Origin of the sequence: Pseudovibrio ascidiaceicola (assembly GCF_900114245.1) — a bacterium.
Lineage (GTDB): Bacteria > Pseudomonadota > Alphaproteobacteria > Rhizobiales > Stappiaceae > Pseudovibrio > Pseudovibrio ascidiaceicola.
The window spans coordinates 25,932-41,365 of the sequence record NZ_FOSK01000023.1; the positions used below are offsets into that span (position 1 = coordinate 25,932).

Below are 15,434 nucleotides of genomic sequence, written 5' to 3' on the forward strand. Positions count from 1 at the left end.
TTGAGAGAGGCTTGTGCAGTCTGGTTCAATGGAACTGAGAATTTAAAAGGGAGGAGAGCTCGGGTATGGCACCAGAAAAGCTCACCTACATGGCAAACCAGATTGCTGGTTTCTTCAAGCATAAGCCGCATGAAGAGGCGGTTGCAGGTATTGCCGATCACATCAATGATTTTTGGGAGCCGCGCATGCGGTTGCAGCTGTTTGCTATCGTAAAGGATGGTGGAGAAGGGCTCAATCCGCTGGTTTTGGAAGCGGAACCTTCCATTCGCAGGCCTGCGAAATAAGGCATCTCTCGTTTCTTGAATGAGCGCTGTATGCTGTCGGGTATCCGCCAGTATGCAGCGCTCTTCTTGTTTGCGGCCTTATTTCATCTTTTTCATAAAGGCGAGCACGGCTTCCAGATGTTCCGGCTCATTGTGGCTCATGCCCTGGAAACAGGCGGACAGATCGAGGAAGTCTTTTAACTCTGTACGCTGGGCCATCTTCAGCAGACGTTTGGTGAGGCGCGTGGCCTTTGGGGGCTGGGAGGCGAACTGCTGAGCCATCTTGTTGGCTTCCGCCATGAGGTCGTCTGGCTCGTACACATCCAATACAAGGCCGTACTCTTTGGCTTGCTGCGCGTTGATAATACGTCCTGACAGGGTGAGCTCTGCTGCGCGTTGGTAACCAATTAAGCGCTGCATGAACCACGCGCCGCCATCGCCAGGGATGATGCCCAAGTTCAGGAAGGTCTCACCGAACTTGGCCTTGGTGGAAGCAAGGCGGATGTCGCACATGTTGGCAAGGTCAAAGCCAGCTCCAATGGCAGGGCCGTTGACGGCTGCAATGACCGGCACTTCCACATTCTGCATGGCAAGGGGGATGCGTTGGATGCCGCGTCTGTAATGGTTTTCGACCTCAGCCACATTGCCAGCAAAGTCGCCGCCACGTTCTGCCATATCTTTGATGTTGCCGCCTGAGGAGAAGGCTGATCCTGCGCCCGAGAGGAGGAGGACAGAGACGTCTGGGCAGGTGTTCACCCACTCTGCAGTTGCAACAATGTCGTCAATGAGGGCAGATCCCGTCAAAGCGTTGCGCAGGTCATGACGGTTCATGGTCAGTGTCGCCACGCGGTTTTCAAGCGTCAGAATTGCATCGGTGAGACTTGGCAGATCTGTCATAATGTGTTTCCCCTCCAGAAAAATGCAGTGCTGCGAGCCTTGAATGCGATTTCCAATCAACTGAAGTTCAAAGGAAATCGCTGTGCTTCGCATTCTTGTGGGTGATACTAGAGGGAAAACTTGCGCGCGCAGAGATAGCTATTGGTTGAGGAGCTCAGGCTCCTGATGCTGCAACCCGGCGTAGTCCTGCAGCAGGTCTTTGCGGAAGGTGTAATTTTCGCGCACCTGATCCAGCGTTGCTGTGTCCAGCTCGATGCTTGCAAAATGCTCGTCTGTCTGCGGGAAGGAGACACGTGGTGTGTTCTCGTCCGTCCATGGTGGGCAGAACGTGGAGTTGCCAAAGTTCTCACCAGCGCGGTTGAGGCTGAGGAAGAAGATTTGACTTTCCAAAGCTCTGGTGACCACAAAATCGTGCCAGCTGAAGAAGCTTTCATCCCGGGCATACGCGCCGCTGTGCAAGATCAGGTCAACGCCGTGTTGCAGGGCCAATGTACGGCTGAGTTCAGGAATACGGATGTCATAGCAGATGATTGGCGCAACCTTTATTCCCTTCACGGAGAACGTGAAAAGGTGGTCACCTTTCTCGAAGTATTCCTTCTCCATGGATGCACCATACTGACAGATATGGAGCTTATCGTAGTAGCCGATGACCGCCCCATCAGGCCCGACAGCGACCTGAGAGATCTTGTAGTGATCCTCTGCTTTGCGCGGCATGCCAAAAACGATTGTGGTGTTGTGCTCTTTCGCCAAAGTGCCAAATGCTTTGACGGAGGGGCCGTCTAGGTCTTCTGCCAGTACGCTGAGTTCAGCGAAGGCGGCTCTGGAGTAATCAACGGTCGAAAGCTCAGGTAAAACAACCAGATCATGTGGCCTTGTAGTGAGTTGCTGATGCAACTTGGCGGTCACGGAGCGCACGTGTGCGTCTCGCTGGTCTGCTGTGGTCATTGCAGGAATGTTGATCTGACCGGCAAGGAGACTGAGCTTTGTCATATAGTATTCCGAGTTCTTATTGGTTTATTGGTCTGGCCAGTATTCGCCGAGTTCATTACGGCAGCGTTCCAGCCTTGTGATGTTGTCGATGACGACCTGCCCGCTATCTGCCACCAGTAAGCCAAGGATCATTTCCAGAAGTGCCGCAGTGGCGACGTAACTCTCAAAGAAATGCGGGCTTTGAACTGGGGTGAGCAGGAGGTCGGTTGAATAAGTGGCAAGCGGGGATGTTCTGGTATCGGTGATGCCGACGACCTTTGCACCCACTTCATAGGCCCGTTTTGCAACGAGTACTGTGTCTGCAGCGCACGGGTTCAGGGAGATTGCGACGACAACGTCATCTGCATTGATGTACTCAACCTGATCCGCGATTTCGCCATTCTTGCGATTGATGAGTCGCCAGTTGCGAAAACACATGGAGGCGACATAGTGCAGGTAATTTGCGAGAGAATGGGATGCATGCATGCCAACAACAACCACGTTACGGGCTGTTGCCAGTGACGAGACAATTTGCTGGAGATGATCCCGATCGACGGTGTCGAATAAATGCTTTAGGTTGCCAAGAGCTGCGCTTTTGAAGCTCTGCAAGGAAGCTTCAATATCTGAAGTCCCATGTGTGGCCTGCAGCTCTCCGGCCCTGGATGGATAGTTGGAGGAAAAATCCTCGAACCCGCCACGATAAACATCACGCAAGGCATTGTAGGTGCCGAACTCAAGCGACTTCGCAAGGCGGTTCATTGTGGGAGGAGGGACGTCTGCGCGGGCTGCAACCTGACGCATGGACAGGGTGGCGACATCACTTGGGTATTCCAAGACGTAAGCTGCGCTTTTTTTGAGCTGCTTGCTTAGATTTGGATAGGCCTTCGTGAGTTGATCAACCGTCTCCTGATAGCTTTTCGTCATAGTTTCCCCTCCCAAACGAATCATTGTTTCAAATTTTTTGGTGCAAATGGATCAAATGTATCAGCCACTCAAAATTCTCGATTTTTGCGCTGCGTGTTTCTGCACCTTCGATATTACTCACGATTTTTGACCGATATTAAATTGATATATCAGTGTCTTTTTTTGATGCAGAAAGTTGCTGCTGCCATTTGGTTTGCCTAAATCGCTATAATTTGAAGAGCTTTCCGCCCAAAATTTCTTCAAATTCAGTAGATATGACTAGTTCATAAGGTGACAAATGGTCAATAGTGAAAAAAATATGGATCATTTGAATTATATCTAGTATGTTTCCCGAGTTAGTAAAAGTATGCATGTGAAACGCACTGCGCTTTATTGCCAGTTCTTCGCATCTATTCGGCAGAAGGGGATAAGCACTTACAGGGACATCGCTCATCAAGAGCAATGAAAGATGTTTCTGATTGCGGCCCCTGAGCTGTAGCAATCTAAAAATCTTGAGTGACACGATTTGACGCAAGTCACCAGTGTTGCGAGAGGCATAATCGGCCATCCGGGAGCCAATGATAAGCAATAGATGCGTATCTGGATGGTTATTAGGGAGACAAGAATGAACAAACCTAGCCTTAAATCTGTATCAAAGGGTTTCCGTCGCGTATTGAGCGTAGGTGCAGCAAGTGCAGTTGCTTTGACACTGGCGTCCTCCGTTTACGCTGCTGATCTGCGTCTGAAAATCGCTGGTACGGTACCTGTCGATCACGAAGGCACCAAAATGCTGAAGCAGATCGAAAAGGAAATTGAGGCTGCTGATGTTGGCCTGAAAGTTTCTGTCTTCCCTGCAAGCCAGCTCGGTTCCGGTGAGTCTCTGGTTGAAGATACCATCCGCGGTAACGTGGACTTTGTGATGGCGTTCATCTACTCCCACAAAGACCCTGTGCTTGACATCATGTCCATGCCTTACCTGTTCACCAGCTGGGATGATCTGGAGAACGTAATGTTGAACCCGGATTCCGAGTACAACAAGATCATCAACGAGCGTCTTGAAAGACTTGGCCTGAAGCTGTTCAACCACAACCCTGAAGGTTTTGTTGGTGTTGTTGCGAACAAGAAGCCTGAAGACTACACAGGCTTTGGCGACAAAGGCATGAACATCCGTGTTTGGTCTTCTGCTGTTGTTAAAGACATGGCTGAAACTCTGGGCTACAACACCACCACAATGGCTTGGGGTGATATGTTCCCTGCAATGCAGTCCGGTATTGTTGATGGCACTCTGTGCTGCACCAAACAGGCTGCTTACACCATCTTCGCAAAGTCCAATGTTGGTAAGTACTTCGTAGAGTACAATGCGATCTCTGAAATCAACTCTTTCTACGGTTCTATGAAGACCTGGAACAAGATGAACGAAGAGCAGCGCGCTGTTGTGAAAGCTGCGTTTGATAAAGCTTCCAAGCAGTACTTCCAGTTCAACAAAGAGAACGATGCGAACTTCAAGCAGAAACTCGTAGAGTCCGGTTACGAAGTCCTGAGCTTCACACCTGAGCAGGAAAAAGTTCTTGCTGAGCGTGTTCGTGAACAGGTTTGGCCTGCAATGGCTGAAGTTGTTGGTCAGGACACCATTGACCGTTTGAAGAAAGACTTTAAATAAGCCCTTCTCTTCGAGGCCGACGCATACTCTGCGTCGGCCTTTTCTATGAGTGTTTTGTTTTCATAACGAAGGGCATATCAGATGAGTATTCTGACAAGCGAACTTCCGAAGCCAGTGGCTAAGCCGCTGAACGGCCTCATTAAACTGATGAACCTCATGATTACAGCAGGCGGTGTAATCATGGCGCTCACATTTTTTATGGTGGTGATTGTCCGTTATGGCTTTGGTGGCAACCTATTCGCCTATGAAGAATGGCTGATGACCGTCAGTTTCTGGATGTTCTTCATGGCAGCTGCTGTCGCCTCAGCACGCAAAGAGCATGTCAACGCAGACGTGCTTGGCTTTCTGATTAAAAATCCACGCATCATCTGGTGGCGTGAGATTGCCGTTGAAGTTATCGAGATCGGTGTTCTGTCCGCTGTGACGTATTGGGGCTACCTGATGCTTCAGGAGGAACTTGCATCCTACCCAATCTGGCAGACCACTGTTGCGCTAAAGATCCCGTTCTTTGTGCCGCGTCTTGGTATCTTCCTTGGCTTCCTGTTTATGAGCCTATTTGCTGTGCTGCACTTCTATCTGCTGCTCAGAAATGGCCCGAAATGGCCAGAGCGCGAGCCGCGCGAAATCGCGGAAAGTGTCGACCCTGAAGAAGAAGCAATAATAACACAAGGGGCTGCGCAATGATTATTGTAGGATCCATAGCCATACTTTGCGGCCTGTTGCTGCTTGGTGTTAGCGTTCATCTGGCGTTTGGCGCAATTCTTGTTTACCTCGCCTATATGGGCGGCCACGATGTGGCGGGCTACTTGCCAACCGGTCATTGGAAAATGAACTCCGTGGTGCTGCTGGCTATTCCGCTGTTCATTATTGCAGGCGGCATTATGGAGAAGGGCCGCATTGCTGCCCCTCTCGTTGCGCTTGCTGAGTTGTTCATTGGGCACATCAAAGGTGGTTTGTCTGCGGCGACGGTGCTTGCCTCCGGTATTTTCGGTTCTATCTCCGGCAGTGCAAACGCGACCCTGACCTGTATCGGTGGCATCATGATGCCTCACCTGCGCAAGGCAAACTATCCTCAGGGGCAGTCTGCTGCGTTGATTGTGAGTGCAGCACCTCTTGGCCTTCTCATTCCGCCAAGTGCTTCTCACATTCTTTATGCGTGGGTTGCTCAGCAGTCCGTGCTGCGTGCGTTCCTGTCTACGGTTATTCCGGGTCTGATCCTGATTACGCTGCTGATCGTCGTGAACCAGTTCATGCTGCGTAAACATAAAGACATCAAGCTGGAGCAGCGTCCGGAGAACTTCAATTTCGAGTTCAAGAAGCGTGGTCTGAAGGCGTTTCCTGCTCTGATGATGCCAGTGATCATTCTTGGCGGCATCTATGGCGGTGTGATGACTCCGACAGAAGCTGCTGGTGTGGCTGTGATCTATGCGATCCCTGTTGCGATCTACATCTACCGTGGCCTGACCTGGAAGACCTTCCGCGAAACCGTGCTGAATTCCGGCATTACCATTGGTGTGGTGATGGCGATGATCTTCATGGTGCTGATCGTTAGCCGCTTCCTGATCTTTGAAGACATCCCAGCGATTGCAGAAGAGTTTGTCTATTCCGTCTCAGAAGATCCAATCATGATCTTGCTGATGGTGAACCTGGTGATGATTATCATCGGTATGTTGATGGATGATATCTCCGGTATCCTGCTCTCCACACCGCTGCTGCTGCCAATTGTGCAGGGCGTTGGCATGGACCCGATCCACTTTGCGGCTGTTCTGGGCGTCAACCTGGGCATGGCGAACATCACGCCGCCGACTGCGCCACTGTTGTATCTGGGATCCAAGGTGACGGATACCTCTGTCGACAAAATGCTGAAGCCGACGCTGATGTTCATCTTCTTTGCATGGTTGCCGACACTGGTGTTGACCACGTTCATTCCGCAGCTGGCTCTGTACATTCCAAACTTGCTGCTGAACTAAGCGTTTTGCAAAATGATGCAGATTTGAAAGAGGCGGATGTCGATGGCATCCGCCTCTTTTTGTGAGGGAGCCCCTGAGTTTTTAAGGGGATCTTGAGCTTGAGAGCTAAGGCTTTGGGTAGGGTGAAACTAAAAGAATCAGTATTCGGTTTTTGGGTCTTATAGTTAACTTGTGGGAACTGTTGGATTTCTCAGAGACCGCTTGCGTAAATAAAATTCAATGACAGGTGGTATTTTAGAGGGAGTGAATGAATATCTATAAAATTTTATCTTTCTATATATGCTCAGTACTTTTTTGGATTGAATACAATTGATGTTCTTTCTTTGTTATTCTATTTTTGATGAGGTGTTTCGCATGTTTAGCTGTAATGCGTTTTGCATGATTTGATTTGTTATTTGAGTGTTCTTGTATTCATCTATGTATTTTATTTGGTTTAGCTTGCTTATGGTTGGGTGATATCTTGAGATTTTAGGGTACCATTTGTACTATGAAAAAATATATTGATAAAAATCTCTACACGTGATTTTACTCTGTTAGATTTTCTTTTTGTTTTTCCCATGGCCGGAAAATCAGGGGCGCTGTAATGATGAAACACCGCTGCCTTTGGTTGTTTGAGGTAAACGCCGTTCATGGAAAAGTCATTGGGGTGTAGGCAATGCTTTTTCGAGGTACTTCTGTTGCACTGTTGATGTGCGCGTTGGGGGTGACGTCTGCTCATTCTGCGTCTTTACGAGATGCTGTTGAAACCGCCGTTCTCACTAATCCAGACATTGTAGAGTCCGCTGCAAACAGAAGGGCGCGTGATCAGGAATTGCGTGCTTCTCAAAGTGCGTTCATGCCGAAGTTGAGTGTGAATGCTTCTTTTGGTGCGGAGCGCTTGCGCAGGGCACAATCCAACACCACCGAGCAGTGGCGTGCCGCCAAGCAGGTGAGTGTTGAAGCTGAGCAGCTGTTGTTTGACGGTTTCGGCTCAGTGAATGAGATCTATCGCCAGAGCGCCCGTGTTGATGGTGCTGCTCTGCGTGTTCTGGAACGCTCTGAAGCGATCGCACTTGATGCTGTTGAAGCCTATGTCGATGTTGTGCGCCATCAGAAGATTCTGAACAAGTCTAAAGAAAACACGGCACTTCACCAGCGTCTCGCACGTGAAGTGAAAGAGCGTTACGATGGTGGTGAAACTGGTGCTGCTGATCTTGCTCAGGTGCAGGAACGCGTTGCCGCTACTCGCATGATTACAGCAAGCGTGCGTAAGTCGTTGCTGGATGCAATGGCTAAGTATCGCCGCGTCGTTGGTGTCGCTCCAAGCAATCTAGGTGCTGTTTCTGCTGCAAACTCAGCTGCTGCAAAGAGTTTGTCTTCTGCGTTGGCAATGTCTCGTCAGAGCAATCCGCTGATCTTGTCAGCAGAGGCTGATACGGATGCTGCTGGTTTTGCGATTGAGCAGAGCAACTCTTCCTTTATGCCACGGGTTACTCTGAATGGTTCTGCCAACTTCGGAGATGACCTGAACGGTTATGAAGGTCGTAGCGATGACTACCGCATCATGGTTCGTCTGAGATGGAACCTTTACAATGGCGGTTATGACAGTGCGATGCGTGGCCGTGCGGTTGAGCAGCATGCAGAAGCACAGGCACGTGTTGATCGTATGCGCCGCGAAACTGACGAAGCTGTTGAGCAGGCATGGGCGTCTGTGCAAACAACACGCGAGCGCATCTCCGCTCTGCGTCAGACCGTTTCTGCCAACCAGCGTGTTGTGAGTGGCTACCGTCAGGAATACAACATTGGTCAGCGCTCATTGCTGGATGTATTGAACGCAGAAAACGCGTTGTTTAACAGCCGTATCGATCTGATCTCTGCAGAATATATTCTGAAGTTCTCTACCTATCAGCTGCAAGGTACCACTGGTAACCTGCTGGCGATGTTCAACATCACTCCACCAGCTGAATCAAGAGCGGACCGCCGCGGGAACACATCGATCTTCCCTCAAGCTGCGGGTTTCCAGATTGAACCACTTCGTTGATGGTGTAATCTGCACGCATAGCCGAAATTTTCTTCAGGAAGGGAGCCTTTGCGGCTCCCTTTTGTCGTTAAGAATGATGAGACTGTAAATGACCGTCGAGACTGAAAACTCTGCTGAAGTGACCATCAAAGATCCGCTTATCGAGGCGATCAAGTACATCGCCAGAAGCTACGGTAACTACGCAACCGACTCTGTCATTTTGGCTGGGTTACCTTACGATGGTCAGCGGCTTTCCATCAAACTGATTGAGCGAGCATCCTCGAATTGCGGAATGAGGGCGGTCACGGTCAAAAAAAAGGCTGGAACGATACCTGCGATTTCATTGCCTGCGATACTTGTGTTTGAGGATGGAAGCCTTCGTATTTTGAAGGAACTAAATGAGAGTACTGGTCATGCTTCGATTGTTGATGCGGAGAGGCCAGAGGAGCAGCAAATTCTCTCAATTGCTGCGCTTGAGAAGCTTTATAGCGGACATGGTATCTTCTTTAAGCCCGTTAATATGACGTCTGAGAATAATGGCATGGGATCAGGCAGGGACGGTCATTGGTTCTGGAGTGTTATTGCAGGCTTCTGGAAGGATTACATCCACGTTGCAATTGCTGCGCTGGTTATCAATAGTCTGGCGTTGGCCTCACCGCTTTTCATTATGAATGTTTACGACCGTGTGCTGCCAAACTTTGCTATTCCAACACTCTGGGCACTTGCGGCAGGTGTACTTCTTGCTCTGGTGTTTGATGGTATTTTGAAGACCGCGCGTAGCTCAATCATCAATATGACCGGCAAACAGGCGGATCTGGCCATTGCATCGCGAATTTTCTCGCACGCTCTTGGGCTTGATCTAGAGAACCGACCAGGATCGACCGGACAGTTTGCTAATCACATCAAGGAGTTTGAGACCGTTCGTGAGTTCTTCACGTCCTCCTCCTTGGTGGCATTGATTGATATGTGTTTCATCGGCTTGTTCATCATGGTGCTTTTCCTGATTGTTGGGCCGATTGCTTATGTGCCGCTTGCTGCTGTTCCGGTGGTTATTCTGATCAACTTACTTGTTCAGCCTGCGCTTGCTGGTTCTGTTGATCAGGCCACAAAGGAAAGCGCGATGCGTCATTCCGTGTTGGTGGAAAGTATCGCGAATATCGATACCATTCGCGCGTTGAATGCCGAGAGCTCTATGCAGATCAAGTGGGAGCGGTCTGTTGCCTCTAGTGCTGCAGCTATTTTGAAGGGGCGTTACTGGTCTACATTGGCCCAGTCGCTGACAGGCTTTGCGCAGGCTCTGGTGTCCATCTGCATCGTTGTCTGGGGTGTTTATCTGGTCAATGACGGCGCTGTGAATATGGGTGGGCTGATTGCCGCGATGATGCTTTCGGGGCGTGTTCTTGCGCCTTTGTCATCAATAGCGGGTACGCTGACACGACTGCGTCAGACCATGCATTCCTACAAGATGCTGTCTGGTCTAATGGATCTACCTGCGGAACGCAGACCAAATCGGACTTATGTAAACAGCCGCATCACGTCTGGTGCGATTTCCTTCCAAAATGTGTCATTTCGCTATCCTGAGGCCGCCGAAGATTCTTTGCGCAATGTGAGCTTTGAGGTTCGGCCCGGAGAGACGATCGGGCTTATTGGACGTGTGGGTGCCGGTAAATCGACGGTTGGGCGTTTGTTATCCGGACTTTATACGCCCTCAGATGGTGCAATTCTGGTCGATAAGATTGATACGCGGCAGTACGATCCTGCAGATCTGCGCGATGGTGTCGGGTTCCTGTCACAGGACAATGTGTTGTTTAGTGGCAGCCTGCGAGAGAACATCGTTGTCGGACGGCCTCAGGCTTCCAATGAAGATATCTATCGTGCCGCCCATATTGCAGGCGTTGAGGATTTTGTTGCGACACATCCTCATGGGTTTGACATGCAGGTGGGTGAGGGGGGCCGTTTGCTCTCAGGCGGGCAGAAGCAAAGCGTCGCGCTCGCCAGAATGTTGCTGCGCCAACCGCGTTTGTTGTTTTTAGATGAGCCGTCCAGTCATCTTGATACAGCGTCGGAGCGTCGGTTGCTGGAGCGTCTGCGAGAGTACAACTCGCCTGATACCACGATGATCATTAGCACTCATCGAACTTCCTTATTGCAGCTTACAGACCGTTTGGTTGCCCTTGATAGGGGGCAGCTTGTGGCAGATGGACCACGGGATTTCGTGATTGAGAAGCTCCGTACCCTTGGTGCGGCGCGGAACGAAGAGCGCCAGCGTCGCGCGGAGGGTGTGTGAGATGAAGAACTGGGATTACGCAACCGATATCCGTGCAAGTTTGCAGACCCGTCCTCCTCGTGCTGCCACGCGTGTCATTCTAATTGTCTTCGTGGCTTTGGCTGCTGGGATCACATGGGCCTCTCAAGCTGAGCTTGAAGAGGTTACACGTGGTGAGGGGCGGGTTGTGCCGTCCAGCCAGATCCAGATTGTACAGGCGCCTGAAAAGGGCATTGTAAAGTCTCTTCTCGTGGAAGAGGGGCAGATCGTTCAAAAGGGGGACGTTGTTGTCCGGGTGGATGATACAGGCTTTTCTTCGCAGCTAGGTGAGCTTCAGCAGCGCCAGTGGAGCCTTTTGGCACGTGCTGAGAGGTTGATGGCGGAAGCAAGTGGTGTGCCTCTGGAGCTTTCTGGTGAGCTTACAACCAATGCGCCGGGTCACACGTTTGAAGAAGAGCAGGTCTATCAGGCGCGCAACCTGCAGCTCACGAGTGAAATTTCCCTTTTGAAAAATCAGCGTTTGCAGAGAGAGCAAGAGCTGGAAGAGCTGCTTGCTGAGAAACGTAAAACCGCTGTCACCATGGAGACGCTGGCGCGTGAAGTGGAGATTAATGAGCGTCTCTTCAAACGCAAGGTGCTTCCTGAGATTGAGTTCCTACGTCTTAAGCGCCAGCTTGATGAAGCGCAGGGCAGTCTGGAGGTGCTGAATGCCTCTATCCGGCGTGTCACGTCAGCTGGACAGGAAGCGGAAGAGCGCATTGCCAATGCGCAGACGGTGTTCCACGCCAAAGCACGTCAGGAACTAGCGGCTGCGCGTGCTGAACTTGCGGTAATAAATGAGACCATTAAGGCGGCCAGAGACAAGGTTCAGCGGACGGATCTTGAGGCCCCTGTCTACGGTGTGGTTAATCAATTGAATATATCCACAATCGGGGCTGTGGTGCAGCCTGGAGAGCCTTTAGTCGAGATTGTTCCGCTGGAAGATACGCTTCTGATTGAAGCGCAGATTAGTCCTCAGGACGTGGCATTTCTTAGGCCAGGTCAAGAGGTTACGGTCAAAATCACTGCCTATGACTATTCCATTTATGGAGGTCTGAAAGGCAAGCTGGAAAGGATCGCTGCGGACTCCACCAAGGACGAGCAGGGTAATCGATTTTTTAAAGTCAATGTCAGAACAGATAAAAACTATCTTGGGACGGAAACGGATCCTTTACCAATAATACCAGGAATGGTGGCCTCAATTGATGTTTTAACCGGTTTTAAAACCGTGTTGGATTATATCCTTAAGCCTATAAACAAAGTGCGTTCGGAAGCACTTCGCGAGAGATAATTCCGAACGCCTGACAAGGGGCGTCAGGATGTTTTGTAATAGGTTTTGGACCGCCGGCAAATGCCGTGCGGTAACGAAGGATTATTGCGTCTACAAAGCTGCAGTTCTTGGGTTTGCCGGTATTGCGCTTGGATTTTCTCAATTTGTTTCTGCGGCTGCTGCATTGGAGCCTCAAACTCCATATTTTCCAACCGATCTTGCTTCTGTTGCTACTCCTGAGCCAGTTCTTGTTGCCAAAGTGCGATTGCCTGTTCCAATGGCCAAGCCTGAGCTACCTGCCATTGAAACAGCATCTGCGCATGGTTCTAATACTGAGTTGAATACTCCCACACGTAATCTACAGCGTATGGTTCGTTCTACTGCCGGAACTTCCATCGACAGGCGCTGGAACATCATTACAACTCAGATGGATCGGATTACGGGCTCTTCTAAGTGTTTGAATAGTAGCGATAAATGTGAGGTTAGCGTTTTAAATACCTGGGGCAATCTGATTAAAGCCGCGCGTAAACTTCCGCGCTATAAGCAGCTTGCCTATGTAAATCGTGGGATCAACGCACTCATCAGCTATAAGAGTGATCAGCAGGTTTGGGGGCGCAGCGATTATTGGGCCTCACCAATTGAAACGCTGAGTCAGCGCAGAGGAGACTGCGAGGACTATGCTGTCTTAAAGTATTGGACCTTGAGGGAACTGGGTATTCCTGCGGAAGATATGAAGGTGGTTGCAGTCTATGACACGAAGATCGGCCAGTATCATGCAATCCTCAGTCTCTCTTATAAAGGCGGAGAGTATGTGCTTGATAACCGCTTTGGCCGGGTTGCACTCAAGCAGGATACCAAAAACTATAAATGGGTGCATGTGGCTGGTAGTGGCCAACAGCTTCCGCAAAAGGTGAAATTTACATCTCTTGCCGCAATGACACGCGCGTTTAATTAGAACCGCGAATCTATTTTTAAAAATCTATCAAGAGCGCGTTGCAAGGGGCAAAGAACGCGCTCTTTTTTTGTTTGAAAATACCCTTCTTTCCTGAGCTTTACTCTCCAGAAAACGGCATTTCCCGTTAATAACTTCGCTACCCTGTATAGGGAGCGGTGTTTAACAAAAAGTAAAATACTCAATAAAATTTAATCAAATTAAAACCTTGGTCGCAGAAACGTGCGAATTCAGGGTGTTGCCGGACTGTGACGGAATTAACGATGTTAAAAATTCCTTAAGGAAATGATTTGACTTTTATCATGATTGGCAAAATTATCGGCGCAATTGCTAAAATTTTATTAAAACTGTTTATGCGTCGGGTTTGCTAAAATGTCAGAGCGTCAAGCGTCTACTACGATCACAGCCACCAACACTTCCCAGGCAGCTATTCCTTCTCAAACGTTGAAGATTGGAATTGTCACCCAAGGCCAGTCGGAGGTTCTTGTTCGGCAGCCGGGGCAGTTGGTTGACTTCAGCCAGATGCTGGAAGTGCCTGTTAGCCTGTTCCGCTACGGTGAGAGCTTGCAAATCCTGTTTTCTGATGGAGGGACGCTTCTTGTTGAGGGGTTCTTTGCTGGAGATCAGACTGACGGATCGCTGATCCTGAGTGATACTCAAACGCTGACGATTGAAGAATTTGGAGCGCTTGTTGAAATCTTACCGGTTGATACGCTCCAAACCGCTGCTGGCGATGGAACACCGATTGCTGAACAGTTGGAAGATCCAAACAGTTCAGGACAAGATTTTGATGACAACCCTGATGGTGGTCCGCTGGGGCCAGGCTTGAATGTCAATGATCTCCTGAGACCAGAAGATAATGCCGGTGCTGCAGCAGCTGCGGATGATCCTGAACAGGACGTTGATGATGTGCCTGTGGCTGGCATTGCAGAGATTGGCGCACTTGATGAAACTGAGTGGGCTGATGCTGGAAAAGGGCCGTTATCCTTTACAGGCAATCTGAATATTGATTTTGGGTTGGACGGTGTGAGCGAGCGTTCATTGGCGTTTCAACTCGATGCCGGTGCTCCAGTCGACCGGGCGGGAAACCCAATCCCTCTGACTGCTGATGGACAACCGCTAACTTATGAAGTGCAGGACCTTGCTGTAGATGCTGCCAATGAGATTGGTGCAGGCAGCCAGTTGCTTACTGCCAAGTTGCCAAGTGGCGAGGTTGTTTTTGAGGTGTTGCTGAACACCTTCCCGGAATCTGGTGAGTATACTTTCACGCTTCACGGCAATCTGGATCATCTGGAAGCAGATGTGAAAGATATTTTGGAGCTGGAGTTTGGTTTCCAGGCGTTTGATGCTGATGGAGATTCCGCAGACTCGTTCCTGATTGTTAATGTTGCTGATGATCTGCCTGAGATTGGCGAGCCAACCATAGGTACTGTCGATGAAGATGGTATTCCGGATATCGGTAACGGCAATGATGATGCAGATGGTGATGCACCAGCGACCTCTCATGAAGTTACAGCCTCCCTTGATATTGATTGGGGTGCGGATGACGCTGACAGTGAGGCAGGGGGTGTTGGTGATCGCTCAGTCAAGTTTGAGGGAACTCCAACAGCTCCTCAAGGGCTGACATCTGGCGGTGTTGCGCTTGTTTACACGGTTAGTGCAGATGGCACTGAGCTAACAGCAACACAAGGCGAGGATGGCGATACTGTCTTTACTGTGACGCTTGATGATGATGGTTCGGGCACATACACCTTCGAGCTTTTGGGCAGCCTCGACCATTCGGTAGCCAATAGTGAAGACGACATCAACCTGACTTTTGACTTTGTTGTTACGGACAGTGATGGCGATACAGTCAGTTCTAGCTTTACTGTGATTGTCGATGACGACATGGCGGAGATCACGTCGATTGAGGTGAACAAGTACGTTCAGGTTGATGAGAGTGCTGGTCTTGATAATGACGACACCACTGATACTGCAGTGTCTGATCTGTTTGCAGGTGTTTTGAACCCCGGTTCAGATGATGACATGGTGGCGCAGTTTGCCCGTGATAACGTGGTGGACTTTGCCTATGATGATGGGGCTGATGGTGCGACGCATGCGGTTACGCTGAGTATTGATGATACCACCTCAGGTCTTCAGACCACTTCTGGCACTGATATTCTGCTTTATCTGGAAAACGGTCTTGTTGTTGGCCGTGCTGGTGGCGCTGATGGTGATGCAGTCTTTGCGATTTCCATTGATGAGGA

At 49.9% G+C, this 15,434-nt stretch carries 12 protein-coding genes; 9 read left to right on the forward strand and 3 right to left on the reverse strand.

The window, feature by feature from the left end:
• Positions 1–65 precede the first annotated feature (65 nt).
• Positions 66–284 carry a formate dehydrogenase subunit delta gene (locus tag BM231_RS25970; protein ID WP_063307844.1) on the forward strand — a complete coding sequence of 73 codons (219 nt, stop codon included), beginning with the start codon at positions 66–68 and terminating at the stop codon, positions 282–284.
• A 78-nt stretch (positions 285–362) separates the two neighbouring features.
• On the opposite strand, the gene BM231_RS25975 is transcribed toward BM231_RS25970, so the two are convergent.
• From BM231_RS25975 to BM231_RS25985, 3 genes are all read right to left on the reverse strand, one after another.
• Entirely contained in the window at positions 363–1,160 is a 798-nt protein-coding gene (locus tag BM231_RS25975) for an enoyl-CoA hydratase-related protein (RefSeq protein WP_093524245.1), read from the reverse strand.
• Positions 1,161–1,298: 138 nt separating this feature from the next.
• Entirely contained in the window at positions 1,299–2,150 is an 852-nt protein-coding gene (locus BM231_RS25980) for a carbon-nitrogen hydrolase family protein (RefSeq protein WP_093524229.1), read from the reverse strand.
• Positions 2,151–2,174: 24 nt separating this feature from the next.
• Positions 2,175–3,053 (reverse strand): MurR/RpiR family transcriptional regulator, encoded by an 879-nt coding sequence (locus BM231_RS25985; protein WP_063311731.1) that lies wholly within the window; start codon positions 3,051–3,053, stop codon positions 2,175–2,177.
• 604 nt (positions 3,054–3,657) lie between these two features.
• Between BM231_RS25985 and dctP the strand changes: the two genes are divergently transcribed.
• The 8 genes from dctP to BM231_RS26030 form a co-directional block, all read left to right on the forward strand.
• Positions 3,658–4,692, forward strand: a complete 1,035-nt coding sequence (gene dctP, locus BM231_RS25995) for a TRAP transporter substrate-binding protein DctP (protein ID WP_093524233.1) — start codon at positions 3,658–3,660, stop codon at positions 4,690–4,692.
• Between the two features lie 81 nt (positions 4,693–4,773).
• Positions 4,774–5,376 (forward strand): TRAP transporter small permease, encoded by a 603-nt coding sequence (locus BM231_RS26000; RefSeq protein WP_093524235.1) that lies wholly within the window; start codon positions 4,774–4,776, stop codon positions 5,374–5,376.
• Complete coding sequence (locus BM231_RS26005; protein WP_093524237.1) at positions 5,373–6,662, forward strand: TRAP transporter large permease; 1,290 nt, start codon at positions 5,373–5,375, stop codon at positions 6,660–6,662. Before BM231_RS26000 ends, BM231_RS26005 begins: the two co-directional genes overlap by 4 nt.
• Positions 6,663–7,317: 655 nt before the next feature.
• A complete protein-coding gene (locus BM231_RS26010; protein ID WP_063290605.1) occupies positions 7,318–8,682 on the forward strand; it encodes a TolC family outer membrane protein in 1,365 nt (454 codons plus the stop codon).
• A gap of 88 nt (positions 8,683–8,770) precedes the next feature.
• Positions 8,771–10,948 (forward strand): type I secretion system permease/ATPase, encoded by a 2,178-nt coding sequence (locus tag BM231_RS26015; protein WP_093524239.1) that lies wholly within the window; start codon positions 8,771–8,773, stop codon positions 10,946–10,948.
• A gap of 1 nt (position 10,949) precedes the next feature.
• Positions 10,950–12,257, forward strand: a complete 1,308-nt coding sequence (locus BM231_RS26020) for an HlyD family type I secretion periplasmic adaptor subunit (RefSeq protein WP_093524241.1) — start codon at positions 10,950–10,952, stop codon at positions 12,255–12,257.
• 28 nt (positions 12,258–12,285) lie between these two features.
• The gene (locus BM231_RS26025; RefSeq protein WP_093524243.1) at positions 12,286–13,191 is read left to right on the forward strand and encodes a transglutaminase-like cysteine peptidase; all 906 of its coding nucleotides are present in this window, start codon (positions 12,286–12,288) and stop codon (positions 13,189–13,191) included.
• Positions 13,192–13,560: 369 nt separating this feature from the next.
• On the forward strand, positions 13,561–15,434 hold a 1,874-nt coding region (locus BM231_RS26030; protein ID WP_244527220.1), incomplete at its 3' end, for a T1SS-143 repeat domain-containing protein.